This window comes from Sphingobium sp. GW456-12-10-14-TSB1, from assembly GCF_059424385.1.
In genome coordinates this window covers 3,402,542-3,426,244 of record NZ_JBWKZI010000001.1, presented here as the reverse complement: position 1 = coordinate 3,426,244, position 23,703 = coordinate 3,402,542, and the positions used below count along the sequence as shown (strand labels likewise).

The window sequence follows — 23,703 nt, the reverse complement described above, 5'->3', positions numbered from 1 at the left end:
AAGCCGCGCGGTATCCCTTGTGTCGTTTGAGCTTCCACCCTTCCTTGCAGAAGGCGGGGTGGAATACCCGATACCCTGGCGACTTTTCCGTCAGCAGGAACTTGCTGGCTTGCCTGCCCGGCCATCGCCGGGGCTAAGGCAAACCCGCTTAAGCGAGCTTGATCTCGACATTTACGCCGGCAGCCAGGTCCAGCTTCATCAGCGCGTCGACCGTCTGCGGCGTCGGCTGCACAATGTCAAGCATACGCTTGTAGGTGCGGACCTCGAACTGTTCGCGCGACTTCTTGTCGACGTGCGGGCCACGGTTGACCGTGAACTTTTCAATGCGCGTCGGCAGAGGAATGGGGCCGCGAATGAGGGCGCCGGTGCGGCGGGCGGTGTCGGCGATGTCGCCGGTCGCCTGATCGAGCACGCGATGATCGAACGCCTTAAGGCGAATGCGGATGTTGCTGTCCATGTCCTACTACCGATGCGAAAGAGCCAAAAAACAAACCGCCCCGTTTAATCCTCTAGCGCGAAGCCGGCGAGGATCGGTCCGAGGCGGTTAAAATCCGAGCCGCGCGAATCAGATGACCCGCGCGGCTCGCTGCCTATATTACTTGGTGACTGCCGAAACAACCCCCGAACCGACGGTCCGGCCGCCTTCGCGGATCGAGAAGCGCAGACCCTGCTCCATCGCGATCGGGGCGATGAGCTTGACGCCGAGCTTCACGTTGTCGCCGGGCATGACCATTTCGGTGCCTTCCGGCAGAACGACTTCGCCGGTCACGTCGGTGGTGCGGAAGTAGAACTGCGGACGATAGTTGGCGAAGAACGGCGTGTGACGGCCACCCTCTTCCTTCGACAGCACATAGACTTCCGATTCAAACTCGGTGTGCGGCTTGATCGAGCCGGGCTTGCAGAGAACCTGACCACGCTCAACGTCTTCACGGCCAACGCCACGAACCAGCGCACCGATATTGTCGCCAGCTTCACCCTGGTCGAGCAGCTTGCGGAACATTTCGACGCCAGTGACGACGGTCTTGCGGGTGTCCTTGAGGCCGACGATCTCGACTTCTTCACCAACCTTGACGATGCCGGTTTCAACGCGGCCGGTCACAACCGTACCACGACCCGAGATCGAGAACACGTCTTCGATCGGCATCAGGAAGGGCTTGTCGACCGGACGGTCGGGCTGCGGGATCCAGCTGTCAACCGACTGCATCAGCTTCAGCACGGCGTCGTGACCGATTTCAGGGTTCGTGCCGTTCAGCGCGCAAACAGCCGAGCCAGGGATGATGGGGATGTTGTCGCCATCAAAGTCGTAGGACGACAGCAGCTCGCGGATTTCCAGTTCGACCAGTTCCAGAATTTCCGGATCGTCGACCAGGTCAACCTTGTTCATGAACACGACCATCTGCGGCACGCCGACCTGACGAGCCAGCAGGATGTGCTCGCGAGTCTGGGGCATCGGGCCGTCGGTGGCGGACACGACCAGGATCGCGCCGTCCATCTGGGCAGCACCGGTGATCATGTTCTTCACATAGTCAGCGTGACCGGGGCAGTCGACGTGCGCATAGTGGCGCAGCTCGGTTTCATATTCGACGTGGGCGGTCGAAATGGTGATGCCGCGCTCGCGCTCTTCGGGCGCCTTGTCGATGTTGTCATACGAGGTGAAGGTCGCACCGCCGGTTTCGGCCAGCACCTTCGTGATCGCTGCGGTCAGCGAGGTCTTGCCATGGTCGACGTGACCGATGGTGCCGATGTTGCAATGCGGCTTCGTCCGCTCAAACTTAGCTTTCGCCATTTTATCCTACCTTCTAATCAAATCCGATGGGTTTGACCGCTCGGCCGCGCCTTGCGAAGGCGCGTCCATAGCAGCAAATTTGCATAATGAAAGCCCTAACCGCCCCGTTCGCACAGGGCGGATCAGGATTTTCAGGCCATCTTGGCCTTCACCTCGTCAGCGACATTCTGCGGCACTTCGTCATAGTGCGAGAACGACATGGAATAGCTGGCCCGACCCTGGGTGAAAGAGCGCAGCGTATTCACATAACCGAACATGTTGGCCAGCGGGACCATGGCATCGACGGTCTGTGCGTTGCCACGGCTGTCGGTGCCCTGAATCTGGCCACGACGGCTGTTCATGTCGCCGATGACGTCGCCCAGATAATCTTCCGGGGTGACGACTTCGACCTTCATGATCGGTTCCAGCAGCTTGATGCCCGCCTTCTGAGCCGCTTCGCGCATGGCGCCGCGGGCGCAGATTTCGAACGCCAGAGCCGACGAGTCGACGTCGTGATAGGCGCCGTCATAGAGATGGACTTCAAAGTCGATGATCGGGAAGCCAATCAGCTGACCGGTCAGCGCGGTTTCACGGAAGCCCTTTTCGACCGAGGGGATATATTCCTTGGGAATATTGCCGCCCTTGATCTCGTCGAAGAACTGGTAGCCCGAACCACGCTCGCCAGGAATGACGGTCGCCTTGATGCGGCCGAACTGACCCGAACCACCCGACTGCTTCTTGTGGGTATAGTCGATGTCGACCTTCTTCGCGAGATATTCGCGATAGGCCACCTGCGGCGCGCCGACATTGGCTTCGACCTTGAACTCGCGACGCATGCGGTCGACGAGGATTTCCAGGTGAAGTTCGCCCATGCCCTTGATGATGGTCTGGCCCGATTCATGATCGGTCGACACGCGGAAGCTGGGATCTTCGGCCGACAGGCGATTGAGCGCGATGCCCATCTTTTCCTGGTCCGCCTTGGTCTTGGGCTCCACCGACAGTTCGATAACCGGTTCAGGGAATTCCATCCGCTCCAGCACGATCGGCTGACGCTCGGCGCACAGCGTGTCGCCAGTGGTGGTTTCCTTCATGCCGGCCAGCGCGATGATGTCGCCTGCAAATGCCTCTTCAACGTCCTTACGTTCGTTGGCGTGCATTTCGAGCATGCGCCCGACCTTTTCCTTCTTGTCCTTCACCGAGTTCAGGTAAGTGCCCTTGACGAGCGTACCCGAATAGATGCGGATGAAGGTGAGCGAACCCACGAACGGGTCGTTCATCACCTTGAACGCCAGCGCGCTGAAGGGCGCATCGTCGGTCGCGGGACGGCTGTCCGGCTCGTTGCTGTCCATCTTGACGCCCTGCACGTCTTCAATGTCGAGCGGGCTCGGCATATAGTCGACGACTGCGTCGAGCAGGGGCTGAACGCCCTTGTTCTTGAACGCCGAACCGCAAACGACGGGCACGAACGACTGGTTGAGCGCGCCCTTGCGGATCAGCGACTTCAGCGTCGCCGTGTCGGGCTCGGTGCCTTCGAGATAGGCTTCCATCGCCGCATCGTCCTGCTCGACGGCCAGCTCGATCAGGTCGCTGCGATATTTCGCCGCCTTGTCGGCCATGTCGGCGGGGATTTCTTCAAAGAAGAATTCGGCACCCAGCGACTCATCCTTCCAGATGATCGCGCGGTTCTCGACCAGGTCGACCAGACCCTTGAAATCGCTTTCCGAGCCGATCGGCAGATACAGAACGGCGGGACGCGCACCCAGACGATCAATGATCGACTGCACGCAATAATAGAAGTCGGCCCCGGTGCGGTCGAGCTTGTTGATGAAGCACATGCGCGGAACTTTATACTTGTCCGCCTGGCGCCACACGGTTTCAGACTGCGGCTCAACGCCGGCAACGCCGTCGAAGCAGGCAACCGCGCCGTCGAGCACGCGCAGCGAACGTTCAACTTCGATCGTGAAGTCGACGTGGCCGGGGGTATCGATGATGTTGATGCGGTGGCCGTTCCAGAAACAGGTCGTCGCAGCCGAGGTGATCGTGATCCCGCGCTCCTGCTCCTGCTCCATCCAGTCCATCGTCGCGGCGCCGTCATGGACTTCGCCGATCTTGTAGGACTTGCCGGTATAATAAAGAATACGCTCGGTCGTAGTCGTCTTGCCGGCGTCGATATGGGCCATAATGCCGATATTGCGATACAGTTTGAGCGGATGGCTGCGGGCCATGATGCTTCTCCGTTGCCGGCGCACCGGCGGTTGGGGATTCGTGTTCTTGCGTGGCCCCTAAACCAATCCGTCCGCCATGGGTAGGCCCACGACGAACGGATGGATTTTTAAGAGCGATAGGCGGGGCAGCGGCCGATTGAACGCCGCCCCGCCAATCTTTTTACCAGCGATAGTGCGAGAAGGCGCGGTTCGCTTCCGCCATGCGGTGCGTGTCTTCGCGCTTCTTGACCGCGTTGCCGCGGTTGTTGGCTGCATCCATCAGTTCACCCGACAGGCGGGCGGCCATGGTGGTTTCGCTGCGGTTACGCGCTGCGGCGATCAGCCAGCGAATGGCCAGGGCCTGCGAACGCTCAGGACGCACTTCGACGGGAACCTGATAGGTCGCACCGCCAACGCGGCGGCTGCGAACTTCGATGCCCGGCTTGATGTTGTTCAGCGCGTCATGGAACATGCCGATCGGATCCTTCTTGGCGCGGGCCTCGACGGTTTCCAGGGCGCCATAAACGATCGATTCAGCAACAGCCTTCTTGCCGTCCTGCATGATGGAGTTCATGAATTTCGACAGAACCTGATCGCCATATTTGGGATCGGGCAGGATGATGCGCTTTTCGGGGCGACGACGACGTGACATAGGTTGTTCTCCCCTTACTTAGGACGCTTGGCGCCGTACTTGGAACGGCTCTGCTTGCGATCCTTGACGCCCTGGGTATCCAGAACGCCGCGAAGAACGTGGTAACGCACGCCCGGAAGATCTCGCACACGACCGCCACGGATCAGCACGACGCTATGTTCCTGAAGGTTGTGACCTTCACCCGGAATATAGGTGATGACTTCGCGCTGGTTGACCAGGCGAACCTTGGCAACCTTGCGGAGCGCCGAGTTCGGCTTTTTCGGGGTCGTGGTATAGACGCGGGTGCAAACGCCACGCTTTTGCGGGTTCGCATCCATGGCAGGGACCTTCGATTTGGCCTTCTGCGGTTCGCGGCCCTTGCGGACCAGCTGGTTGATTGTTGGCATGAAGCCCTTCACCTTTTTCAGTTACTTTACCGCAACATCCCTGCGTTTCAGTGCGGCCGGGAAACATGTCGCTTCCAAACAGCAAAGGCCCCGGCGGGTGCAATACCCCCCTGGAGCCGCAAGAGCATCCGGTAATGTTCAGCTCTGTATTGCCCGCGTGGGATGATGCGAGGAGACGAGTCTCGACGCGGCAGACCGCTGGGCAGGCGGGCCTATAGCGATGCCGGGGCAAAGGGTCAAGCCGATCGCCGACCGCCTGGCCATCCCGTTGATCTGGCAGGGTCAAAGGACGCTGGTTAGGGAATTGCTAACCGTGCCTGCCCTATTTTAGCCCCCGGCACCAACGGGGCGCCTTAACTGGACTGGACGTGAACGGGCTTTCGACAATCAGCGGCGAATTTCGCCTGGCCGAGCGGGAGTCGGCGTTCCAGTCCGAGCGCCTGCCCGAATCGCGGCGTCATGCCCGCAATCTTTTCATTCTTTCCACGATTCTCAACACGCTGTTCCTGTTGAGCGACTGGCGCTTTGCCGGGACCGCGCATTTCTGGGTCGCCGTGCCGGCGCGATTGGCCGTGATTATCTGGTCGATCGTCAGCCTGTGGCTAACCCGTCGGATGACAAGCTTTCGGGCGGTTGAACGCATCTGCTTCGCCTGGCAGGTCGTAACCGCCATCGGCGTCGCCTTTCTGGTGAGTTCGCGCAGCGACATCGCCATCTTCGTCCTCGTCATGCTGCCGCTGGTTTTCTATCTGGTCGTCCCAACCAGTTATCGCGGCAATGTCGGCGGCGGGCTGGCCTGTGGCATCGTGCTGCTGATCGGCTATCTCGCCCCTGCCCCGCTGTCCTCCACCATGCCGGGCATGGTTCTGGCCATGCTGATACTCCATTGCGGCATGTGCATCGCGATCGCGCGCAACAACCGGCTTCAGCGGCAGGAATGGACCGCCGGGCAGGTCGCGCAGGCCGTACAGCTGGAACTGGCCAACAGCCGCGATACGTTGCAGCGCATGTTCATGGCTGTGCCGTTACCCTTGCTGGTCACACGCTATGACGGTCAAATCCTGCATCTAAACCGCGCGGCCATCGATGCCTATGGAGCGGGACATGACGTCCGGCTCGATAATGCCGAGCAAACCTATGTGGATTTGCCGGTGCGCGACGAGCTGTTCGCTACGCTACAGCGCGGCGGAGCGGTGGACAATTTCGAGTGTCGGCTGCGCCGCGCCGACGGGGCCATCCGCCATGCAATGCTGTCCGCCCGCCCGATCGTGATCGACGGCGAACCCTGCTTCATGACCAGCGTGGTCGACATTACCGAACGCAAGCAGGCCGAACGGCATCTCGAACGCCTCGCCATGACGGACGCGCTGACCGGCCTTGCCAACCGCGCGCATTTCATGGCCGCCGTGACGCAGGCGACCGCGGCATCGAACGACCGGACGCAACTCGCGGTCCTGCTGATCGATCTGGATGAATTCAAGCGTGTCAATGACACGGCGGGACATGATGCGGGCGACGCGCTGCTATGCGCCGTGGCCGGACGGTTGCGCCAAGCGCTGCGGCCGGGTGATCTGGTCGCGCGGATGGGCGGCGACGAATTTGCCGTGCTGCTGACCCGCCTGCCCGATGCCGACGCGCTTCAGTCGATCCTGACGCGCATCGCCGATCATCTGCACGCGCCGCTCGACTATCGCGGCCGACCGATCGAATCTCGCGTCAGCATCGGCGTGGCGCTGTTCCCCGACCATGGCGAGGATGTGACCGCGCTGGTCAAACATGCCGACATCGCCCTTTATCATGCCAAAAATAACGGCCGGGGCCGCGCAACCATATTCGGGCCGGACCTGCTGGAAAGCTGGGACCGGGAAACGGCGATGCTCGACCGTGCCCGGCATGTTCTGGCGCAGGAACACCCCTGCCCCTGGTATCAGCCCAAGATCGCGCTCGACACCGGCGCGATCATCGGGTTCGAAGCGCTGTTCCGCTGCCCGACCGGCAATGGAACGGTCATCATGCCGGCCGACATCGCTGCGGCGTTCGAGCATCCCGAACTGGGACCGGCGATCACCAATCAGATGATCGCCGGCATCATTGCCGACTGCGCCCGCTGGCGCGATGCCGGGCTGGACGTTGGTCATGTCGCCCTCAATGTGTCGGGCGCGGACCTTAACGATGACAATTTCACGGGTCATTTGCTGGAGCGGCTGGCGCAGGCGGGCCTGTCGCCGACGATGATCGAACTGGAGGTCACCGAGTCGGTCTTTCTGGGTCGCAATGCCGACCGTGTCGGTCAGGTGCTGCACCGCCTGAGCAAAGCGGGCGTGTCCATTGCCCTTGATGACTTCGGGACGGGCTACGCATCCCTCTCCCACCTCAAGCAATTTCCGATCGACATCATCAAGATCGACCAGCGCTTCGTCCGCGATCTGGAGACGGACCCGGACGACGCCGCCATCGTCCGCACGGTGCTGAACCTGGCCTATAGCCTGGGTATCCGTACCGTGGCCGAAGGGGTGGAGAATAGCAGTCAGGTCGATTATCTGCGCGCGGGCGGATGCCATTATGGCCAAGGTTATCATTTTGGCGCAGCCATGCCTGCGGCGACCATAACAGAGCTGCTGGCAAAACAGAAACTCGCCAGCCCAGCCCTCAAATAGATTGAAACAGCGCTGAAAATTGTTTTCGACGGCAAGGAACAAATAAAGGCCCCAATCATTTCGCCGCGCTGAGGCTTCGACTCGTCACGACTCCGCAACGACGGATTCGCCTAGTTCGCAATGCTTTGCTATCGGCCCGACTCGAATAAGAGTGCGGGGTCGCAATTGTCGCAGAACAGCAAAACGGGAGCCGCCGCTCTCCGCGCGCGGTTGAACGCGCTTTGCCCTGAGCGGGAGATTTTTCTCCGCTCCGGGGGGCAGGTGAAGTTCCTGCGAATCTCGCGCCGGGCGCAGCTTGCCGCTATTGCCATCGCCTCCACCGCGTTGATCGGCTGGGGCGGCGCAACCATCTCTATGCTCGCTGGCAAAGCCGCTGTGGCGCAGGAGCGCGCACGGCTCGCCGAACAGGGCAAGGCCGTCGCCAGCACAGCGGACAAGGTCGCGGACTATCGCAAATCGGTCGAGGATCTGGCGCAGGACTTGGAAGCGCGCCAGGATTTCATGGATGAACTCTACAAGACGCATTTCGGTGCGGAGGACGGCAATGCCGCGGGCGCCGATCTGGTCGGCCCGGCCAAGAGCGGCGAGAAGGGCAAGCTGACGGCCAAGATCAGCATGGCCCCCGAAGCCGCGCCTCTCGTCCGACTGGCCCAGCGGCAGCGTCAGTTCGCGATGATGCTGACCAGCGCGGTCGAGCGGCGCGCAGACAAGGCCGCCGCCGCGATCCGCAGCTTTGGCCTGAACCCCGACAGCCTGACCCGCAACGCCGCCCGCGCGCAGGGCGGCCCCTTCGTCCCGTGGAAGGGCGACAAGGGTGCGATGACCGGCGAGCTGGAAGAGCTGGCCAGCGCGCTCAACCGCATGGAATTGCTGGAGCGCAGCCTGCTCACCATCCCGTCGGGCAAGCCCACCACGGCACCGATGCAGACCAGTTCCTATGGCTATCGCCGCGATCCGTTTAACGGCCATGCCGCTTTCCATGCCGGAATCGACTTTCCCGGCCGCTATGGTCAACCCATTCACGCGGCCGCTGGTGGCAAGGTCAGCTTCGTGGGCCAGCGTCAGGGCTATGGCAATGTCGTCGAGGTCGAACATGGCAATGGCCTGATGACCCGTTATGCCCATCTTTCCGGCTTTGTGGGTCGCGTGGGCGAGTCGGTTTCACGCGGCGACACGATCGGCCGCATGGGATCGACTGGCCGTTCGACCGGCACCCACCTGCATTTCGAGGTCCGGCTGAATGGCCAGGCCATCAACCCGCGTCGTTTTCTGGAGGCCCGCCAAGATGTTCTCCAAGTCCAGCAAATCGCAAAAGCGCGTTTCGCCGATGTCGGCAACCGGGGCTAAAAACACCCCCTTTTCGCTGATCGGCAGTGATGTGACCATCAGCGGCAATCTGACTGCATCGGTCGACCTGCATGTCGACGGCACGGTTGAAGGCGACATCAGCTGTGCCGCGCTGGTGCAGGGTCCAGACAGCCGCATCGTCGGCCATGTCACCGCGCAGAGCGCGCGCCTGGCGGGCCTTGTCGACGGATCGATTGCCGCGCAGGAACTGGTGGTCGAGAGCACGGCCCGGATTACAGGCGACGTGCGCTATGAACGGATAACGATCGAACCGGGCAGCCGGATCGAAGGACATTTCGCGCATGAGGACCATAGCCCGGTCACGGAACTCAAACTGATCGCTGGCGACGGCGCGGCCTGATCATCCCCTCCCCCTAACCATATTTGTCACTGGTAGCAGCCGCATCGCAGCGATACCCCTCCCCCGTCATCGACATGGGGAGACGACACCATGGACACGCCCGATTATTGGCCGGATATTCGCCGCTTTCTGATCGGCTTTGCGATTGGCGGCGTCGCCATCGGCCTTTTCACGCTGATGAGCGTCCAGCCAATCCCCTGATCCGTCAGCCGGCCAGCCAAAGCACACAGGCGCCCAGCCCCACGCCCCACAGAAACAGCACAATGAACATGCCCGTGCGGCTCGATGGCCGGTCGGCACGCGCCGCCGCCTCGATCCGATAGCGCGCCATCAGCGCGGCCGGGATGCAACGGACCGCCAGCGCAATACCGAGCGGCACGATCAGCAGATCGTCCAGCAACCCCAGTACTGGAATGAAGTCCGGGATCAGGTCGATCGGGCTGAGCGCATAGGCGGCGACCAGCAGGGCGATCAGCCGTGCGGGCAATGGCGTATCGGGGCTGCGCGCGGCAATCCACAATGCCAAGACTTCCCGCTTCAGCCGCCCGGCCCAGGCTTTGAGCGCGGCGAGCATCGCTGTGTCAGTTCACCGGCGCGCGCCGGCGATAGCTGAGCGCTTCGGCGATATGCACGCGCCCGACCTTTTCCGCCCCGGCCAGATCGGCAATCGTCCGCGCGACCCGCAATACGCGGGTATAGCCGCGGGCCGACAACTTCATCGCGGCGGCGGCCTGCGCCAGCAACTGCCGGCCTGCCTCGTCCGGCCCCGCGACCTGTTCCAGCGCCTCGCCATCGACTTCGGCGTTGGTACGCACCTTGCCGTCGCCATAGCGCGCGGTCTGGACCGCGCGGGCAGCGGCGACGCGCGCGGCGACCTCAACGGAACCTTCCGCCGGCGGCGGTAGCACCAGATCGGCAGCGGTCACCGCCTGCACCTCGACATGCAGGTCGATCCGGTCGAGCAGCGGCCCGGAAACCTTGGCTTGATAATCCGCCGCACAACGCGGCGCGCGCGAACAGGCGAGCGCCGGATCGCCCAGATGCCCGCAGCGGCAGGGATTCATGGCGGCAATCAATTGCACTCTTGCCGGGAAGGTCACATGAGCATTGGCGCGTGCCACCGTCACCTCGCCCGTCTCCAGCGGCTGGCGCAGCGAATCCAGCACAGCGCGCTGAAACTCTGGCAGTTCGTCCAGAAACAACACACCCAGATGCGCCATGCTGACCTCCCCCGGTCGCACGCGCAGCCCGCCGCCGACCAATGCCGCCATCGACGCGCTGTGATGGGGGGTACGAAACGGCCTGGCGCGGCTGATCCGCCCGCCCTCCAGCGTCCCCGCGACGCTCGCCACCATCGACGTTTCGAGCGCTTCGCCCGGTGTCAGTTCGGGCAATATGCCCGGCAGGCAGCTTGCCATCAGCGATTTGCCCGCGCCCGGCGGCCCGACCATCAACAGATTATGACCGCCTGCCGCAGCAATCTCTATGGCACGCTTGGCCGTTTCCTGCCCCTTGACCTGTTTCAGGTCAGCGGTGCGAACCGGCGCTTCGACAGCGCCCGGTTGCGGCGGCGACAATGCCGAAGTGCCCTTGAAATGATTGAGCAGGCTCAGCAGATCGGGGGCAGCGACTACCTCTATCTGCCCTGCCCAGGCGGCTTCGGCCCCCTGCGCTACCGGGCAGACCAGCCCCATATCCTGTTCGCCCGCATGCAGCGCGGCCAGCAACACGCCAGGCGATGGCGCGGTGCGGCCGTCCAGACCCAGTTCGCCGACGACAACATAGCCCGACAGCGTTTCGGCATCGATCACCCCCATCGCCCCCAGCAGCGCCAGTGCGATCGGCAGGTCATAGTGCGACCCTTCCTTGGGCAGGTCGGCGGGGGAAAGGTTGACCGTGATCCGCTTGGGCGGCAGCGACAGGCCGATGGCGGCGATGGCATTGCGCACTCGCTCGCGGCTTTCGGCCACCGCCTTGTCCGGCAGGCCGACGACGATGTAATTGGGCAGGCCGGGAACCAACTGGCACTGTACCTCGACGCCCCGCGCCTCCAGACCCAGATAAGCGACCGTCGATACCGTTGCGACCAAGTGACCCCCGCTTCCTTCCGCTATGCGTCAGCCATCCGGCCCTATTCGGCGATCGGCGCGCCTGTCCGGTCCCGCGCCGGTTCATCGGGTCGCCCCTTGAACCCTTGCGCCACGACATACCATTCCACGCTGCCCTTGCGGCTGGCGGGGGGCTTGGCATGTTTGATCGTCGTGAAATTCTTCTTGAGCAGCACCAGCAGTTCGCCGTCGGTCCCGCCCGCAAAGACCTTGGCTACGAACGTGCCACCCTTGCGCAGATTTTCAACCGCGAACCAGGCCGCCGCCTCGACCAGCGCCATGGTGCGCAGATGGTCGGTCTGGGGATGGCCCACGGTGTTGGCCGCCATGTCGGAAATCACCAGATCCGGCGCGTCCCCCAGCGCATCGCGCAGAAGCTGCGGCGCCTTGTCATCCATGAAGTCCATCTCGAACAGGGTGACACCCCCGATCGGATCGACCGGCAGCAGGTCGATACCCACGACAGCCGCCTTGGGCACCAGCTTGCGCACCACCTGCGACCAGCCGCCCGGCGCGACACCAAGATCGACAACCGCGCGCGACCCTTTCAGGAAATGGAATTTCTCGTCCAGTTCGATCAGCTTGAACGCGGCGCGGCTGCGCCAGCCTTCCGCCTTGGCCTTATGGACATAGGGGTCGTTCAGATGGCGTTCCAGCCAGCGCACCGACTGCGCGGTGCGGCCCTTCGCGCTCTTGACCCGCACCTTGCCTGCGCCAGATCCTCTCATATGGCGCCCTTCACATCATTCTCCCGTCGCGGTCCATCAGCCCGCGCAAAATGCCTTCCCTGATACCCCGGTCGGCAACGCCCAGCCGCTGCGCAGGCCAGATGTCGAGGATCGATTCCAGTATCGCGCAACCCGCCACCACCAGATCGGCCCGTTCGGTGCCGATGCAGGGCAGCTTCTGCCGTTCGCCCAGCGTCATGGTCGACAGCCGCTCCGAAATGGACCGCATGGAGGTGCAGGGCACGATCAGCCCGTCAATCGCCTGCCGATCGTAGCGCGGCAGGTTGAGATGCAGGCTTGCCAGCGTCGTCACCGTGCCGGACGTGCCGAGCAGGCGGATGTCCTCCGCCGCCTGCGGCAGGCGGCGCGCGAGCGGCGCGAATGCATCGCTGACCCGCGCGCGCATCCTACCATAAGCGGCCAGCCGCGCATCGGCATCGTCATGCTCGAACGCCTCGCTCTCGGTCAACGATACGACGCCCCATGGCGCGCTTACCCAATCGACAATGCGCGGCGCGCCCGACGAGCCCTGAGCATCGACCAGCACCAATTCGGTCGATCCACCGCCAATGTCGAAGATCAGGGCCGGGCCGTTGCCCGGTTCCAGCAAGGCATGGCACCCCAGCACAGCAAGCCGCGCCTCTTCCTCCGCGCTGATGATGTCGAGCGCTATGCCGGTTTCGCGATAGACGCGCTGGATGAATTCAGCGCCGTTGCTGGCACGGCGACAGGCTTCGGTCGCTACCGATCGCGCCAGCGTGACATGGCGGCGGCGCAGCTTGTCCGCGCAGACAGACAGGGCAGCGATCGCCCGGTCTATCGCCGCGTCGCTGATCCGGCCAGTGGACGCCAGCCCCTCGCCCAGACGCACGATCCGCGAAAAAGCATCGACGACGATGAAACCGTCAGCCGACGGCTTGGCGATCAAAAGGCGGCAATTGTTGGTGCCAAGGTCGATCGCGGCATAGGATCGCCGTTCGCGCGCGCCATAAGGCGCAAAGCCCCGCTGCGTTGACGGGGGAGGAATGGCCGCAGCCCTGCTCCCATCGCCCGGACCGGAAGCGGCGCGCTTGCCCGCATAACGGCCGGTCGGGCCGGAACTCTGCGGCGATGGGCGGCTTTGCTGCACCATGCCGTAACTCGCTTCACATATCGCCAGCCCCAATGCGGAGCCAGAACTTGGGAACCATGCTTAAGCAGATACGCGACAATGCGCAAGGCGCGCGCCCTGCCCTCCATGAAATGCGGAACGGATCAAGGATGAGGCCCGCCTATCTGGCGAAAAGAGCAACGCCCCCCATACTGTCCGGCCTGTCGGGGATTTTTGGATTTCCGTGATTTGAGTGCCATCAGATGATTCCATCTGACTGAAAATCCTTCTATGGCCACAATCCTATTGCCAAGAGGAAGCCGAATTGATCCTGGACATTGCCGCTGCCGCTTCGGGCGCGATCCGCTTTGACGATCTGGGCGTCGGCCCGGTTGCGCTCGACCTCGGCTTCTTCACGCTCAAATGGTACAGTCTCGCCTATCTGGCGGGGATCTTGATCGGCTACTGGTATTTGCTCAAGCTGATCGCCCAGCCCGGATCGCCCATGGGTCGCCGCCATGCCGACGACATGATCTTCTATGCAACATTGGGGATCATCATCGGCGGACGACTAGCCTATGTGATCTTCTACCAGCCGGAAATCCTTGCGCATCCGCTCGACATCTTCAAGCTGTGGAATGGCGGCATGTCCTTCCATGGCGGCGCGGCGGGCGTGTCGCTCGGTATTCTCTACATGGCGCGCAAGGAGAAGCTCAGCTGGCTGCGCATCCATGATTATGTCGCCTGCTGCGTCCCCTTCGGCCTGTTCTTCGGGCGCCTCGCCAATTTCGTGAATGGTGAATTGTGGGGCAAGGAAACCGATGTTCCCTGGGGCATCATCTTCCCGACCGGCGGCCCCTATCCCCGCCATCCCAGCCAGTTGTACGAAGCCGCGCTGGAAGGGCTTGTCCTGTTCGCCATCCTGGCCTTCGCCTTCTGGCGCACGCGCGCGCGCTATCAGCCGGGGAAACTGGTGGGCATTTTCCTGCTGGGCTATGGCATTTTCCGGTTCGGCGTCGAATATGTGCGGGAAGCGGACGCGCAGTTGATGGAATTTGCCGCGCGTACCGGCCTGCATATGGGTCAGTGGCTCTGCCTGCCCATGATCTTGGGCGGGCTCTACCTGATCGTCACGTCGAAGGGGCGTCGCGCGCGGGTGGAGCCCATCGCCGGAAACGCGAGTGTCAGCTGAGCCGCTGACCCTGGCTGAACGGCTTTCACGCCAGATTGCCGCGGGCGGGCCGATCTCCGTCGCGCATTTCATGGCGGAGGCGAACCAGCATTATTACGCCACCCGCGACCCGTTGGGCGCGGATGGCGACTTCACCACCGCGCCGGAAATCAGCCAGATGTTCGGCGAACTGGTGGGGCTGTGCCTGGCGGACGTGTGGATGCGGTCGGGGCGCAAGCCTGGGCCGCTTTATGCCGAGCTGGGGCCGGGACGCGGCACATTGGCCGCCGACGCACTGCGCGCGATGGAGAGCGCCGCCCTCGCGCCGCGCGTTCATTTCGTCGAGACCAGCCCCACCTTGCGCGAACGGCAGCGCGCACTGCTGCCCCATGTCACCCATCATGACAGTATCGAAAGCCTGCCTGACGACGGGCCACTGCTGGTCATCGCCAACGAATTTTTCGATGCGCTGCCGGTGCGCCAGTGCATTCGCGTGGGCGAGGAATGGCGCGAGCGGGTCGTCATCCGGCGCGAAGAAGAAGGGCGCTTTGTCGCCGTTCCTGGCTATCGCCGCATCGAATCCGGCCTGCCACCAATCGCGGCGCAGGCGCAGGACGGGGCGATCATCGAAACGCCGATCGTGGGCGCGGGGATCGCCTATGCACTGGCGCAGCGGATCGCCAAGCAGGGCGGTGCGGCGATCATCATCGACTATGGCTATGCCGGGCCGTTGCTGGGCGATACGCTGCAAGCGGTGAAGGCGCATGAATTTGCCGATCCCTTCGCCGATCCTGGCGAGGTCGACCTGACCACCCATGTCGACTTCACCATCATCGGCAATATGGCGCGGCAGGCGGGATTGCGGGTGTCAGGCCCGGTCGATCAGGGGCCGTATCTGCGCGATCTAGGGATTGACGCCCGCGCCGAGCAACTGGCCCGCACACATCCTGCGCGCGCCGCTGAAATAGAGGTCGCGCGCGCCCGGCTGACCAGTGCCGATGCGATGGGCAGCCTGTTCAAGGCGATGGCCTGGGTCCATCCCGACTGGGCCGACCCGGCAGGCTTTTGACGGCGGATCGTCCTCAATCGTCCTGGTGATAGCGGCCCAGCTTGCGGATAAAGCCAATCAGGCCGGTCTGGCGGCTGCGCTTCATCCGTTCGGCATGGAGGATGGTCTGCACGCGGCTGAAGCAATCATCTGCATCGACATTGCACAGCACATAATCATAGCCGTCCCAATGCGCGATTTCGCCCGCCGCGCGGGCCATGCGACCGTCAATGACTTCGTTGCTATCCGTCGCGCGGCCGCGCAGGCGACGCTCCAGTTCCTCCATCGAGGGTGGCAGGATGAATACCCGCACCACGTCGCCCCCGGCGATCTGATGCAATTGCTGCGCGCCCTGCCAGTCAATGTCGAACAGCACGTCCTGCCCGCTTTTGAGCATGGCCTCCACCGGCGCGCGGGGGGTGCCGTAACGCTGGCCAAATACATGGGCCCATTCCAGAAATTCCTGATCCGCGGTCATCCGGCGGAATTCCGGCAGGTCGACGAAATGATAATCCTTGCCGTCGACTTCGCCCGGCCGCATCGGTCGAGTGGTTGCCGACACCGACATGGACATATCCGGTTCGGCGGCGAGCAGCTTGCGCGCAATGGTGGACTTTCCCGCGCCAGAAGGCGAGGAGAGGACAAAGAGGACGCCGCGCCGCTTGAAGTCGGGCGTTTCGATCAGGATGCTGTCGGCCATGGCCGCTAGTGCCGCTTGATGCGGGCTTTTGCAAGAGGGGGAAATGGCAGGATGCGCAACAGGCGGATGGTCCATCGCAGGGGGTTGATCGCAGCGGGGTTGATCGCCCTGCTAAGCTGCGCCCTGCTGCTGATGATGGACAGGCCGCCGATCTGCACCTGTGGCCGGATCGAATTGTGGCACGGGGCGCTGGATAGTGGCAACAGCCAGCATATCGCCGACTGGTATAGCCTGAGCCATGTCATTCACGGTCTGCTATTCTATCCCGCCACCCTCTGGCTGTTGCGCAAGCGCCCGATGGGGGTGCGGTTGGCGCTGGCCGTGGCGGTGGAGTCGGCCTGGGAGATATTGGAGAATTCGCCGGTCATCATCGACCGCTACCGCACGGCGACCATTGCGCTTGGCTATAGTGGCGATTCGGTCCTCAATTCGATGAGCGACATTGGCATGATGACGCTGGGCTTCCTGTTCGCTTCGCGCGCGCCGGTCTGGCTGTCGGTCGCGGTGGCGGTCGGGTTCGAATTGCTGGCGCTCGCGGTGATCCGCGACAATCTGACGCTCAACATATTGATGCTGACCTTTCCGCTGGACGCCGTCCGGACGTGGCAGGCCGCGCTTTAGGGCTTGGCCACCTTGCGCGCGGCATTGATCGGCACCGGTTCCTTGCTGAGGTCCGGCAGGGCCTTGATCGCGCGCTTGCGATCAACCTCTCGCTTGGCCTCATAAAGCTTGCCCGCCATATAAGCGCCGGTGACGACCAGCGCGCCGACCGGATAGCGCGTGATGATCCGCTTGGCCCCCATCCCGGCGAGCAGGCCGAACACGCCCTTCTTGCCGGTATCGGCCGCGACGCGCGTGGCCACGACGGTCGCGCCGACGCGCGCTGCCTTGCGCAGCAGGCCGGTCTTTTTGGGAGCGGTGACGGAGACGCGCGGGGCTTTGGGGGCGAGAGGCTTTTTCATACTGGGTCAATGTATCGGACGGCGCGCGGTTCCGCCATGCCGATGTCGATCATGTCATATTTTCCGGCCGCACCAGCGCGTCGAAGGTCGCCGCGTCCACCAGCCCCAGTTCAAGCCCCGCGGCTTTGAGCGTCTGGCCGGTCCTGTGCGCGTGCTTGGCGATGGCGGCGGCATTGTCATAGCCGATCGCGGGGGCGAGCGCGGTGACCAGCATCAGCGAGCGATCGACCAGTTCGGCGATGCGCGTCTCGTTCGCCTCCAGCCCCTCGACACAGCGTTCCGCAAAACTTTCCATCCCGACGGCCAGCAAATGGATCGAGCGCAGCACTGCCGCGCCGATCATCGGTTTGAACACGTTGAGTTCCAGATGGCCCTGCATCCCGCCCACGGTCACGGCCTGATGATTGCCGATGACCTGCGCCGCCACCATGGTCAGCATCTCGGACTGGGTCGGATTGACCTTGCCCGGCATGATCGAACTGCCCGGTTCGTTGGCGGGCAGATCCAGTTCGCCCAGGCCAGAGCGCGGACCGGAGCCGAGCAGGCGGATGTCGTTGGCGATCTTGGTCAGCGCGACGGCCAGCGTGGCGAGTGTCGAGGACAGGTGAACCAGCGGATCGTTGGACGCCAGCGCCTCGAACTTGTTGTCGGCGGTGCGGAACGGCAGGCCGGTGATGGTGGCGATTTCCGCCGCGACCGCGACATCGAACCCTTCGGGCGCATTGAGGCCGGTGCCGACCGCCGTGCCGCCCTGCGCCAGCGCCATCATGCCGTGCATGGCGGCGGGTTCGATCCGCTTGCGACTGCGATAGACCTGATGCGCGTAACCGGAAAATTCCTGCCCCAGCGTCAGCGGGGTCGCGTCCTGCAAATGGGTGCGACCGATCTTGACGATATGATCCCATGCCTTCGCTTTCGCGTCGAGCGCGGCATGGAGCCGGTCTAGCGCGGGAAACAAGGCTTTGGTGACGGCCAGAGCCGCCGCGATATGAAGCGCTGTAGGGAAGCTGTCGTTGGAGGATTGGCCGAGATTGACATGGTCATTCGGGTGGACCGGATGCTTGCCGCCGCGCGTGCCGGTGAGCGCTTCATTGGCGATGCCGGCAATCACTTCATTGACGTTCATGTTGGACTGGGTGCCGCTGCCGGTCTGCCAGATGACGAGGGGGAACTGATCGTCATGCTGGCCAGCCGCCACGGCGGCGGCGGCGGCTTCGATGGCGTCTGCCTGGGTGGCGACCAGCCCATGATGGCGGTTCACCCGCGCCGCAGCCTGCTTCACGATGGCCAGCGCATGGACGATGCCAATCGGCATCTGCTCCATCGAGCCGAACGGGAAATTTTCGATGCTCCGCTGCGTCTGCGCACCCCAATAGGCGTCCGCTGGCACCTCTATGGCGCCGATACTATCACTTTCGGTGCGGGTCGCGGGCATTTGGGGGCGCCTTTCAGTTAAGAGTCATTCGCAAATCTGATGCTGATTTAAGGTGAGGGGAAGGAAATCCAAGGGGTTGTCAGTAGAGCGGTGACCGGGGCGGGTTGGTTGGAGGGGATGGCGTGTGAAACTTCGCTAAGTTCGCCCATGTCGCATATGGAGAGTTAGCGCCGGGGGGCGATGTAGGACAGCGGGAATTGCACAGTGGCGACGGGGGGTGCGCCTGTGTTCATACGTCGCGTGACTAGCGGGATGATGGTTGGCTGAGTTGGGTGGTCGGCGGACTATTTGCTCTTGTCGATAGAAGCCCGATATCTTGCCATGTCGTTCGCTGCTTCAATCGCGAGCCTATTCGGCGTTTTGTTCACGAAAAGCCAACCAATCGGCACAAGCTCATTGTTCTCCTCACGCAAGTAAATCATCAATCGTGAACTGCTTTTCGGGGGCTGTTCAGGTGGACACATCATCGGCGCCGTGGGCCACGAGAGCCTAACTGATTTAAGCTGTGTGCTCCCCAGCCAAACCTTATCGACCCTGATCGTGGTGGCGTTGAAAGACCTGTTGCCTTCGCTTTCGATCCGCCCCGCTCTTCCTTCGATTATCAGATCGGAAGGCGTCTTGCTGGGGTCATGTGGAGGGCGACGGACGGCACAGGCAAATGCAGATACCGGAGCCATCAGGCTGAGCATGATTGGTAGCACGATAATGCGCATCTTTGTCATTGCGTGAAGCTACATCGTAGGTGGTAACGTCTGCAATGGTCGTTCGGCGACAGTCCGCCTTGCAAAGTCGTTAACCATTCTCATCAACCACTTTCTCACAAGTGGTTCCGGTTGTAACACTGAAAATACTCGCAAATCTGCGATTCTAGGGAGGGCCGTCATGGGTGGATTTACGACGGTCAGCTTCTGGGTAGATGACCACCGATAGCCAACATTGCCCGGATAAAAATTATTCGGCAGCAATCGCTCCAGTAGCGGACATTCCTCCTCATCCATATACTCGGGGCAGTGCCATTGATCGCGGTTGTTCGGGGGGGCGGAATGAGTGATGAGTGCAGCGCGGTTCCGAGGCGATTTCGCATCGCGCGACGTTGGCAATGGGCCGCAGCAGCCGCCTTTGTCCTCTTCGTTCTCGCCTCCTTTGTCGGTTGGCCCCTAGGTTATCTGTGGCCGTCCGCAATCGGATTTGTCGCGTTTCTTCCGAGCGTTTGGTTGTTCAGCATCAAATGCTACACCTGCCGCTGGCCAGCGTTCACGAACTATGAAGCGGAAGAGGCGCTCAGGCAGGACCAGCGGTTTTGGACGCGTTTTTGGGGCAAGGAACATGGCGGCGTGAGACTGCCGCTTCCGAACAAATGCACTAAGTGCGGTGCCTCCTTCGTTTGATGCGCGACCCGCTACAGATCGACCGCTTTCCACCATTTATTTTGCCGTTCCGGTGCTGATGGCGGCTCACGCCCCACTTGTTGCCGTGCCCGCAACTAGAGAAGCAGCCACTTAACTACGCCTGCGCCAGCAAGAAGGACCAGAGCGCACCCCCACCACGGAACGGGGATGCCGTCGTCGTATTCTCCAAGATCAACATATCGACGCACTTCGCGTCGCTGCCTCGCTCCGTAGGCGTCGTCGCGGAAGCGAATGTCGGCATCATCAAGGTAGCGATGCACCGCCTCTGGCGTGGCGTCGATTGGCAGTTCCCGTTGTAGCTGGCTCGCTAGCCGTTCCACTTCGAGCCAATCGGTAGGCTGTCGTTCCTCAACGGCCAAGATCGCCGCTAAGCGGCCGCGTAGTTCGTCGAATTCCACGGCCACAAACTACTACAGAGGGCTGTCGGTGCAATGACCGCTTTCCACTAGATTTGGTTATTCAGCGTTCGACTTGCCATCTCAATGAGCGGCGGGTTTCGGTGATACGAATGGCAATGATCGAGTGACCATTTTTGGTCGAAAGCATCACATCACTTATCGGCGTGATATCTTTGTCGGAAGCTCTCAAGCCAGTGTATGCGGCTTTCAAATTGTTTTTTCTGCTGAGTGCTGGGGGCAATGCCCAAGCGCGTTTTGCACCTTGCGATTTCGTTGTCGAGTTCGACCAAACTCAATTTGGCCAACCCCTCTTCATGATCGATGACACCGCTGCGCTTGCCCATATCGGCAGGATAACCGACCCGTTGAATGTCAGCAACCGGGCCAGCGCCATTGTGATCTCAATGGCAATAAGTGGTCGATGGGCGACAGGCAGCTATTCCCGCCCACGATCGTGTCGCGTGCCCTAAAGATGACCGGCGGCTATCCCCTCCTGCTCGTCGGTAAGGCGACATTCCGAAATCGGCCAATATCAGCCAAACCACTCAAAAAGCGGGACCCCGGATCAAGTCCGGGGTGACGAGGTTGGGAGTGCGACTTGGTCGCGCACGATCGCTCGGTCAGGCGCGGTCTAGCCGCCGCTTGCGCCTATTTCTTCTTGCCGAAGTCCACGGTCACGACGTTGGAGCCATCTTCCGCCACGACCTGCGGGCCGTCATTTTCGGCTTCGTCATGGGGTTCGGGCAGGGCGTCGCCTGCGACCTGGAACTGAAGGGCGAAGTTGACGGCGGGGTCGACGAACGCCGTGATTGCCGCGAAGGGGATGACGAGGTGGGCGGCGACCTGGTTGAAGGTCAGGCTGACTTCGAAATGATGGTCGCTGACCTTCAGGTCCCAATATTTATTCTGGAGAACGATGGTCATTTCGTCCGGGAAGCGCTCGATCAGTCGCTTGGGGATGTCGACGCCGGGGGCCTGGGTCTTGAAGGTGATGTAGAAATGGTGGCTGCCGGGCAGGCCGCCGCTGGCCTGCACCTCTCCCAGCACGCGGCCGACGACGGCGCGCAGGGCTTCCTGCACGATTTCGTCATAGGGAATCAGGCTATCGGGCAGGTCATCGCTCATGGGCCAATGTCCTAACGACGCGAAACAGGGGGTCAACCCCCCTGCCGGTTTGGATGGCCCGCATCGCACGACCAGATTGCAAGATGGGCGGCACGCGCTATAGGGCCAGCATGCGCACGGCCGAGATTCACCGCAACACGGCGGAAACCCAGATCGACGTAACCGTCAACCTCGACGGCACGGGTCTTTATACGGTGTCCACGGGCATCGGCTTTCTCGACCATATGATCGAGCAATTGTCGCGCCATTCGCTGATCGACATGAGCGTCAAGACCGTGGGCGACCTGCATGTCGACCAGCATCACACGACCGAGGACAGCGCAATCGCCATTGGCGAGGCGGTGGCCAAGGCGCTGGGCGACAAGCGCGGGATTTCGCGCTATGGCTCCGTCTATTCGCCGATGGACGAGACGCTGACGCGGGTGGCGCTCGACATTTCGGGGCGGCCATGGCTGGTGTGCAAGCTGCCCTTCACCGTGCAGAAGATCGGCGAGTGGGACGCGGAGATGGTGGAGCATTTCTTCCACAGCTTCGCGCAGGCCGCCGGCATCACGCTGCACATCGAATGTCTGTATGGCAGCAACAATCACCATATCGTCGAGAGCGCCTTCAAGGGGCTGGCCCGCGCGCTGCGGCAGGCGGTGGAGATCGACCCGCGCAAGGCGGACGCGATCCCGTCGACCAAGGGGATGTTGTGAGCGGGGTCGCCCTGATCGACTATGGCGCGGGCAATCTGCATTCGGTCTATAATGCCCTGCGCAAGGCGGGGGCGGGCGATGTCGTCATTACCGCCGATGCCGATGTGGTGGCGCGGGCCGACCGGATCGTGTTGCCGGGCGTAGGCGCGTTCCGGGCGTGCCGCGATGCGCTGGTGGCGATCCCCGGCATGGTCGAGGCGATGGGCGAGGCCGTGCATCGGCGCGGCGTGCCGTTTCTGGGCGTGTGCGTGGGCATGCAGTTGCTGGCCGACGCGGGCGAGGAATTCGGGCGGCATGAGGGGCTGGGCTGGATCGGCGGCACGGTGCGGCTGATGCAGCCGGGCGATGCCAGCATCAAGGTGCCGCATATGGGGTGGAACGATGTCGTGCTGAACGGCGCGCCGCCCCTGATCGAAGCGGGCGAGGCCTATTTCCTGCACAGCTATCATTTCGAGGCGACCGATCCGGCGCATGTCGCGGCCGTGACCGACCATGGCGGCCCGCTGGTCGCGGCGGTCGCGCGCGACACGATTATCGGTTGCCAGTTTCACCCGGAAAAGAGCCAGACCTATGGCCTTTCCTTCCTGTCGCGCTTTCTGGAGTGGAAGCCGTGATGATGCCGATCCGTGTTCCCGCGAAGGCGGGAACCCAGTTGAAACGTCGGAGCTGGGTTCCCGCCTTCGCGGGAACACGCTGCCCCAATATTGTCTGGTGAGCCCATGTCTCTGATCGTCTTTCCCGCCATTGATCTGAAAAACGGGCAGGTCGTGCGCCTGGCCGAGGGCGATATGGATCGTGCGACCGTTTATGGCGACGATCCGGCGGCGCAGGCGGCGCTGTTTGCGCAGGCGGGGGCGCAGCATCTGCATGTTGTCGATCTGGACGGGAGCTTTGCGGGCCATGCGGTGAACGCCGCGGCGGTCGAGCGGATTGTCGAGACCTTTCCGGGGCATGTCCAGCTGGGCGGCGGCATCCGCAACCGGGAGGCGGTGGAGCGCTGGTTCGACCTTGGCGTATCGCGCATCGTCATCGGCACGGCGGCGCTGAAAGATCCGGCTTTCGTCAAGCTGGCGGCGCGCGATTTTCCCGGCGGGATCGTCGTGGCGGTCGATGCGCGCGACGGGTTCGTCGCGACCGATGGCTGGGCGGAAAAATCGGACATGCCGGTGATCGACCTGGCCCGGCGGTTCGAGGATGCGGGCGTTGCCAGCCTGCTCTTTACCGATGTGGGCCGCGACGGGATGCTGAAAGGCTGCAATGTCGAGGCGACGGTCGATCTGGCGCGGGCGACCGACATTCCGGTGATCGCGAGCGGCGGCGTGGCGGGGATCGCCGACATCAGGATATTGAGCCTGCACGCCGACGACGGCATCGAGGGCGTGATTACCGGGCGGGCGCTGTATGACGGGCGGCTGGACCTGAAAACGGCGCTGGCCGTGGCGCAGGCGGCAGCGTGATC

At 62.7% G+C, this 23,703-nt stretch carries 25 protein-coding genes; 9 read left to right on the top strand and 16 right to left on the bottom strand.

Annotated elements, in window-relative coordinates:
* Window positions 1-148 precede the first annotated feature (148 nt).
* The 5 genes from rpsJ to rpsL all read right to left on the bottom strand — a co-directional run bounded on the left by rpsJ (window position 149) and on the right by rpsL (window position 5,007).
* Window positions 149-457 carry a 30S ribosomal protein S10 gene (rpsJ, locus tag AC07X9_RS16790; protein ID WP_006960299.1) on the bottom strand — a complete coding sequence of 103 codons (309 nt, stop codon included), beginning with the start codon at window positions 455-457 and terminating at the stop codon, window positions 149-151.
* Between the two features lie 138 nt (window positions 458-595).
* The gene (gene tuf / locus AC07X9_RS16785) at window positions 596-1,786 is read right to left on the bottom strand and encodes an elongation factor Tu (protein WP_017184028.1); all 1,191 of its coding nucleotides are present in this window, start codon (window positions 1,784-1,786) and stop codon (window positions 596-598) included.
* Window positions 1,787-1,917: 131 nt separating this feature from the next.
* The gene (fusA, locus tag AC07X9_RS16780; RefSeq protein WP_017184027.1) at window positions 1,918-3,990 is read right to left on the bottom strand and encodes an elongation factor G; all 2,073 of its coding nucleotides are present in this window, start codon (window positions 3,988-3,990) and stop codon (window positions 1,918-1,920) included.
* A gap of 160 nt (window positions 3,991-4,150) precedes the next feature.
* On the bottom strand, window positions 4,151-4,621 hold the full coding sequence (gene rpsG / locus AC07X9_RS16775; RefSeq protein ID WP_017184026.1) for a 30S ribosomal protein S7: 471 nt from the start codon (window positions 4,619-4,621) through the stop codon (window positions 4,151-4,153).
* Window positions 4,622-4,635: 14 nt separating this feature from the next.
* Window positions 4,636-5,007, bottom strand: a complete 372-nt coding sequence (rpsL, locus tag AC07X9_RS16770; RefSeq protein ID WP_026002556.1) for a 30S ribosomal protein S12 — start codon at window positions 5,005-5,007, stop codon at window positions 4,636-4,638.
* Window positions 5,008-5,375: 368 nt separating this feature from the next.
* Between rpsL and AC07X9_RS16765 the strand changes: the two genes are divergently transcribed.
* From AC07X9_RS16765 to AC07X9_RS16755, 3 genes are all read left to right on the top strand, one after another.
* Window positions 5,376-7,664 carry a putative bifunctional diguanylate cyclase/phosphodiesterase gene (locus AC07X9_RS16765; RefSeq protein WP_026002555.1) on the top strand — a complete coding sequence of 763 codons (2,289 nt, stop codon included), beginning with the start codon at window positions 5,376-5,378 and terminating at the stop codon, window positions 7,662-7,664.
* A gap of 261 nt (window positions 7,665-7,925) precedes the next feature.
* Window positions 7,926-9,011 carry a M23 family metallopeptidase gene (locus AC07X9_RS16760; protein WP_017184025.1) on the top strand — a complete coding sequence of 362 codons (1,086 nt, stop codon included), beginning with the start codon at window positions 7,926-7,928 and terminating at the stop codon, window positions 9,009-9,011.
* On the top strand, window positions 8,992-9,372 hold the full coding sequence (locus AC07X9_RS16755) for a bactofilin family protein (protein WP_017184024.1): 381 nt from the start codon (window positions 8,992-8,994) through the stop codon (window positions 9,370-9,372). Before AC07X9_RS16760 ends, AC07X9_RS16755 begins: the two co-directional genes overlap by 20 nt.
* Before the next feature lie 205 nt (window positions 9,373-9,577).
* Here AC07X9_RS16755 and AC07X9_RS16750 read toward each other — a convergent pair whose 3' ends face one another.
* Genes AC07X9_RS16750 through AC07X9_RS16735 form a run of 4 tightly spaced genes read right to left on the bottom strand, consistent with a single transcriptional unit; the run spans window position 9,578 to window position 13,340 of the window.
* On the bottom strand, window positions 9,578-9,946 hold the full coding sequence (locus AC07X9_RS16750) for a YkvA family protein (protein ID WP_017184022.1): 369 nt from the start codon (window positions 9,944-9,946) through the stop codon (window positions 9,578-9,580).
* A 7-nt stretch (window positions 9,947-9,953) separates the two neighbouring features.
* Window positions 9,954-11,462, bottom strand: a complete 1,509-nt coding sequence (locus tag AC07X9_RS16745) for a YifB family Mg chelatase-like AAA ATPase (protein WP_086485921.1) — start codon at window positions 11,460-11,462, stop codon at window positions 9,954-9,956.
* Between the two features lie 41 nt (window positions 11,463-11,503).
* Window positions 11,504-12,208, bottom strand: coding sequence for an RlmE family RNA methyltransferase (locus AC07X9_RS16740; protein ID WP_019052925.1), 705 nt, complete (start codon window positions 12,206-12,208; stop codon window positions 11,504-11,506).
* A 10-nt stretch (window positions 12,209-12,218) separates the two neighbouring features.
* On the bottom strand, window positions 12,219-13,340 hold the full coding sequence (locus AC07X9_RS16735; protein WP_017184019.1) for a Ppx/GppA phosphatase family protein: 1,122 nt from the start codon (window positions 13,338-13,340) through the stop codon (window positions 12,219-12,221).
* 283 nt (window positions 13,341-13,623) lie between these two features.
* Here AC07X9_RS16735 and lgt point away from each other — a divergent pair, with 283 nt between their 5' ends.
* Complete coding sequence (gene lgt, locus AC07X9_RS16730; protein WP_017184018.1) at window positions 13,624-14,490, top strand: prolipoprotein diacylglyceryl transferase; 867 nt, start codon at window positions 13,624-13,626, stop codon at window positions 14,488-14,490.
* The gene (locus tag AC07X9_RS16725) at window positions 14,480-15,538 is read left to right on the top strand and encodes a class I SAM-dependent methyltransferase (RefSeq protein WP_017184017.1); all 1,059 of its coding nucleotides are present in this window, start codon (window positions 14,480-14,482) and stop codon (window positions 15,536-15,538) included. Before lgt ends, AC07X9_RS16725 begins: the two co-directional genes overlap by 11 nt.
* Window positions 15,539-15,551: 13 nt before the next feature.
* On the opposite strand, the gene gmk is transcribed toward AC07X9_RS16725, so the two are convergent.
* Window positions 15,552-16,217, bottom strand: a complete 666-nt coding sequence (gene gmk, locus AC07X9_RS16720) for a guanylate kinase (RefSeq protein WP_017184016.1) — start codon at window positions 16,215-16,217, stop codon at window positions 15,552-15,554.
* A 51-nt stretch (window positions 16,218-16,268) separates the two neighbouring features.
* On the opposite strand from gmk, the gene AC07X9_RS16715 reads away from it, so the two are divergent.
* Window positions 16,269-16,838 carry a DUF2585 domain-containing protein gene (locus AC07X9_RS16715; RefSeq protein ID WP_017184015.1) on the top strand — a complete coding sequence of 190 codons (570 nt, stop codon included), beginning with the start codon at window positions 16,269-16,271 and terminating at the stop codon, window positions 16,836-16,838.
* Here AC07X9_RS16715 and AC07X9_RS16710 read toward each other — a convergent pair.
* The 6 genes from AC07X9_RS16710 to AC07X9_RS16685 form a co-directional block, all read right to left on the bottom strand.
* Window positions 16,835-17,179: a hypothetical protein gene (locus AC07X9_RS16710; RefSeq protein ID WP_017184014.1), complete on the bottom strand. Its 345-nt coding sequence runs from the start codon at window positions 17,177-17,179 to the stop codon at window positions 16,835-16,837. The two genes, AC07X9_RS16715 and AC07X9_RS16710, sit on opposite strands and share 4 nt — an antisense overlap.
* A gap of 49 nt (window positions 17,180-17,228) precedes the next feature.
* On the bottom strand, window positions 17,229-18,614 hold the full coding sequence (fumC, locus tag AC07X9_RS16705) for a class II fumarate hydratase (RefSeq protein WP_017184013.1): 1,386 nt from the start codon (window positions 18,612-18,614) through the stop codon (window positions 17,229-17,231).
* A gap of 284 nt (window positions 18,615-18,898) precedes the next feature.
* Window positions 18,899-19,327 (bottom strand): hypothetical protein, encoded by a 429-nt coding sequence (locus AC07X9_RS16700; RefSeq protein WP_017184012.1) that lies wholly within the window; start codon window positions 19,325-19,327, stop codon window positions 18,899-18,901.
* A 770-nt stretch (window positions 19,328-20,097) separates the two neighbouring features.
* Window positions 20,098-20,421, bottom strand: coding sequence for a hypothetical protein (locus AC07X9_RS16695; protein ID WP_037514946.1), 324 nt, complete (start codon window positions 20,419-20,421; stop codon window positions 20,098-20,100).
* 152 nt (window positions 20,422-20,573) lie between these two features.
* Window positions 20,574-20,765 (bottom strand): hypothetical protein, encoded by a 192-nt coding sequence (locus AC07X9_RS16690; protein ID WP_017184010.1) that lies wholly within the window; start codon window positions 20,763-20,765, stop codon window positions 20,574-20,576.
* 304 nt (window positions 20,766-21,069) lie between these two features.
* On the bottom strand, window positions 21,070-21,546 hold the full coding sequence (locus AC07X9_RS16685) for an SspB family protein (RefSeq protein ID WP_017184007.1): 477 nt from the start codon (window positions 21,544-21,546) through the stop codon (window positions 21,070-21,072).
* A gap of 110 nt (window positions 21,547-21,656) precedes the next feature.
* On the opposite strand from AC07X9_RS16685, the gene hisB reads away from it, so the two are divergent.
* From hisB to hisA, 3 genes are all read left to right on the top strand, one after another.
* On the top strand, window positions 21,657-22,244 hold the full coding sequence (gene hisB / locus AC07X9_RS16680; protein ID WP_026002551.1) for an imidazoleglycerol-phosphate dehydratase HisB: 588 nt from the start codon (window positions 21,657-21,659) through the stop codon (window positions 22,242-22,244).
* Entirely contained in the window at window positions 22,241-22,858 is a 618-nt protein-coding gene (gene hisH / locus AC07X9_RS16675; RefSeq protein ID WP_017184005.1) for an imidazole glycerol phosphate synthase subunit HisH, read from the top strand. Before hisB ends, hisH begins: the two co-directional genes overlap by 4 nt.
* A gap of 105 nt (window positions 22,859-22,963) precedes the next feature.
* Complete coding sequence (hisA, locus tag AC07X9_RS16670) at window positions 22,964-23,701, top strand: 1-(5-phosphoribosyl)-5-[(5-phosphoribosylamino)methylideneamino]imidazole-4-carboxamide isomerase (protein WP_017184004.1); 738 nt, start codon at window positions 22,964-22,966, stop codon at window positions 23,699-23,701.
* The last annotated feature ends 2 nt before the right edge of the window (window positions 23,702-23,703 follow it).